The sequence below is a fragment of the Dehalococcoidales bacterium genome (assembly GCA_028716225.1).
Lineage (GTDB): Bacteria > Chloroflexota > Dehalococcoidia > Dehalococcoidales > UBA5760 > UBA5760.
Genome location: JAQUQE010000095.1, coordinates 1 through 3,736 on the forward strand (window position 1 = coordinate 1; position 3,736 = coordinate 3,736).

Sequence of the window (3,736 nt, forward strand, 5' to 3'; positions counted from 1 at the left end):
TTAATACCTCCTGTAGTATCGGGGTAAATTCTTTCTCCGGGTCTAGGGCTGCCATTGCTACAAGCCATGCAGCCAGGTTGAGAGCGTCCTCTCTGGACATGCGGGCTGCTCTCATGGGAAGCCCGACGATGATAGTGTCAGCTCCCTGCAGTCCGACTAAAAATTTGTTATCAGCCATGATTCACCTCCTCTGTTTTATAGTCAGGGAATGTTTTTTGTATACAGCTTGAGAAGAAAAAGAGGGCGTCGCCCCATGTCACTGCCTCTCCCCATTTTCTGAATATGCGCTTCTCACCTGTTTTTAATCCGGTGTGTATAATGTAAGGTTTTTCGCCAGGCGATGGATCAAGAACTTTATTCAGTTCGATGATGGATCCGTCCCATGCGTTCGCTTCCATTACGGTAACCCACATAACGATGCCTCCTTTATTTTTCAAGAAATAATGAGTGTTATCTAAAAACCCGGCAGCTTGACGCCCTGTCGTTTCACCTTCCTGGTATCCAGCTCCGGGCTATATTTCAAATTCATTCTGATAATACGTTGAACTTCTTCCTCGGTCGGTGCGCGCATCAGTTGCCAGACGCCCCTCGCCTTTCGCACGTCCCCCAGTCCCATGTCGTAGACTTGGACACCGATCAGGTGGGCGACATCCGGAGGGCAGCCCTCAACTCGAGTCAGCATTCCCACACACACGTCAATAAATTCTTGGCGGGTGTATTCCTTAAAGTAAGGATGGAAAGCAAAGCGGGAGAGGAACTCAGGCGACATCTTCTTCGAGCTATTGCAGGCAGCAATGACCATCGTGTCCAGGACGATCCCCCGGGTCTTACCGCTCTTTGTCTCGAGTATCTCTCCTTTCTCCATCAAACCCAGTAGAACGGAATAGCAATCGTGCCTCATTTTATCTACTTCGTCCAGGAGAAGGAGCTCCGGCTTTATCTCGAAGAGCACGTCGCTTAAACCCGCTGCAGATGTTCTGGACCCGAAAGCCATGTAAGCATAAGGTACGCATGTTCTGACGCATTCCAGGATAACTGATTTCGCGCATGCCGGCGGCCCTTCGAGCATGAAGTTGATTCGGCGTCGCTGGGCGATGGCGTCCGCTAATGTTTCCTTTATATCCTCGAAACCCACGACGAGCTCCATCGACTCCATGAGGGTACTACGGGGCACGGCAGTAAACTTTCGCTCCATCGATGCGGACCATACAACCTGACGACCTTTATCAGTCAGCAGGTATTTTGTAAGACGAGGTTGCCTGACCGCTGCCGTAACATATCCCTGGTCGACAAGACGCTTGATATCGTCTTTAGTGGCGCCCACAACCCAGAACTCCCAGGATTTCCATTGTGGAGGTCTCCGCTTGTCGTCTTCTCGCTCTTGAGCCTTTTTTAATATTTCAATGTCGGTAGCCATTATCGATAAACTCCCGTATATTCGCTATCAGCTTCGACTCTTTGATCTCATAAGCAGATCGGAGCTTTTTAACACTGTCTTTATCAAGGGGCTCAGGACTTCCCCATCTCTCGACGATGTGTTTCCCCATATTGTCTCGAGCAATTAACCCATGTGTGGCGATAACCGCCATCAAGTTGAAGAGCAAGGAGATCTGGTTCTGAAAAGCGTCGGCAATCCCCTGCAGGTGTTCTTTATCCTCCTTGAGCTGTTTGTCCATTGTAGCTTCTTCCAGAGCTTTGAAGATCGCTTCCTCACTGTATTCTTGCATGTAATAGTTTCTGGCGTGGCGTTGCTCAAGAAAGCGGTCGGTAGCCTTCTCGTACCGCTTGGCACGCTGGTAACCCTCGTCATTCTGTATGAAAGTGGCCTTCTCTCGTTTAGCGACTACCTCAATTTCCTTATGAGCGGACCGGAGAAATGAGGCGAGTAGAACGTCATTAAGTTCAGGTGCCCGGTTGTATGAGGCTGCACGAGCGGTATTCAGACGGTCGCCTGCAGGATATATCCAGCCGGCGCCCTGGGGGAGCTCTTCTATTTCGATAATACCTTTGGGAGCAACGTACCAGAACTCGTGAAAATATTGTAGACACCATTTGTACTTCTCCGGTTGGCTGAGCTCCCGGAGAAAGTCGTTTCTACTAATCTTGACCTCGAATGCTCGGCGGGTCAATCCCTTTGAAGGCCACATCTCGAAGACTGCAGCGTCGATATGTCGGTCTGCGCTGAAACCTGTACCATTAGCAACCTGCTCGAGCAGTATCGCCGGGTTGTTACCATTGGCGATATCTTCCACCCTGTATTTTTTACGCAGAAGCTGTATAAGCTCTGCAGATGTATAAGTCTTCTCGTTTTTCAATGTTCCCCGCCTTACTTATCCGGATCTAGCTCTTTTATTTCCTCCTCGGTGAAACCCATCGAGAGAAATTGTTGCCGGCACCAGCCGCGTAGCTCGTTAGCACTCGCTTTGAAAGTAGGTCCAAAAGCTTGGGTCTGTGGGTGTAGTATCAACAGACGAAGGGCAGACGCTAATATCCCTACACCAACCCGGTCTACGGTGAGGTTGAATCTTTTGTCTACAGCTGCGTCCATTAACTTATTGTACCGTTCAATGTTCATGGTTACTTCTCCTTAGTCTTTTTTTCTTCGATATATTCCTGGCGAGACCTATAGTCCTTTTGCGTTAGGTTGGCGCCGGCATGGGGGCAGCTCCCGAGTTTGTCGACCCCCTTCTTCCAAGTTTCAGGATCCGTGGTCTTTGGTACTTCAGTGCATGCACTTTGTAAGCATTTTCTGAAATAGTAGGGGCAGAGAGATTCTTTTATGGTCTTGCGTGGCATTACGTTTTTACTCCTATCGATTTTAGTTGCAGATCTGCAGGATATTCCTGACGAAAAGCGCCATCGTGGAAGAAGGGTTCTGTCTTCGGCAATGACGACCATATATTCTTTTTTAGAAAGACGGGGATGTTAATTTCAATGGAGTTGCGGACAAGCCACTCGATGTGTTCCGGGGGTACTTTAATGAGGGGTTTGGTCTGAGCGCCGATAACTACCCAACCAATCTTAAAGAGCTCTGCGATAGTGGCGTGCATCTTTTCGTAGGGTGGCTCTATAGATATCCAGCGGTGAGCGCATCTCACGTATGGTAGAGTCATTAGAAGGCTGTGAAGGGCTTTCTGGTTAGTTGCGGTACCGCCAATCCAGGCGTTATCCGGGAAGGGTTCCCATCGGTGAAGGTTGGCCCAGTTCTTGGTGAGGAAGAGGAAACGGCAGTAAGGTAGAGAATGGAGTATCGAGAAAGTCGCGTCCCGGACCGTCGACCTTACTCTGACTGTCTTATCGTAGCCATTCTTCAGGTCGAAGTTGATTGTCGACATTGGCAATGACCAGTCACAGAAGAGGTCGCCCTGGAACGCTACACCGACTCTGGCAGGCTTCTTTAAGCTGAGAGCTGCATAGAGTGCCTCGGGCCAGAAATGGGGGTCAAAATCGTACTTATATCTCTCCGGAAACTTCTCAACTTCCTGGCGTGCCCAGCATGCTTCGCCTATCTGGCATAGCCCGTTCTCAAAGTTATTACAACCGCTGTGTATATTCCAACGATGAGTAAGATAGTCAATACGAGACTCCGTGAGGAAATTCACCGGTATAAACCTCCCTTGACAAACAAATTCGGCGAACTTATCATAGACGCAGAGAGCCGTGACACCTCCCGGCTCTTCCCTGCCAAGGGCTGGCGGTTTCACCTGACTGTCAGCCCTTCGTTGTTTAAGTAGCG

6 protein-coding genes are annotated in these 3,736 nt (G+C 49.5%); all 6 read right to left on the reverse strand.

Annotated elements, in window-relative coordinates; all coding sequences use genetic code 11:
- Positions 1-170: 170 nt before the first annotated feature.
- Entirely contained in the window at positions 171-413 is a 243-nt protein-coding gene (locus PHI12_13975) for a hypothetical protein (GenBank protein ID MDD5511894.1), read from the reverse strand.
- A 41-nt stretch (positions 414-454) separates the two neighbouring features.
- Entirely contained in the window at positions 455-1,417 is a 963-nt protein-coding gene (locus tag PHI12_13980; GenBank protein MDD5511895.1) for an AAA family ATPase, read from the reverse strand.
- Complete coding sequence (locus PHI12_13985; protein ID MDD5511896.1) at positions 1,401-2,315, reverse strand: hypothetical protein; 915 nt, start codon at positions 2,313-2,315, stop codon at positions 1,401-1,403. Before PHI12_13985 ends, PHI12_13980 begins: the two co-directional genes overlap by 17 nt.
- An 11-nt stretch (positions 2,316-2,326) precedes the next feature.
- On the reverse strand, positions 2,327-2,575 hold the full coding sequence (locus PHI12_13990) for a hypothetical protein (GenBank protein MDD5511897.1): 249 nt from the start codon (positions 2,573-2,575) through the stop codon (positions 2,327-2,329).
- Between the two features lie 2 nt (positions 2,576-2,577).
- Complete coding sequence (locus PHI12_13995; GenBank protein ID MDD5511898.1) at positions 2,578-2,796, reverse strand: hypothetical protein; 219 nt, start codon at positions 2,794-2,796, stop codon at positions 2,578-2,580.
- On the reverse strand, positions 2,796-3,736 hold a 941-nt coding region (locus tag PHI12_14000), incomplete at its 5' end, for a DUF5131 family protein (GenBank protein MDD5511899.1). The genes PHI12_14000 and PHI12_13995, both read right to left, overlap by 1 nt.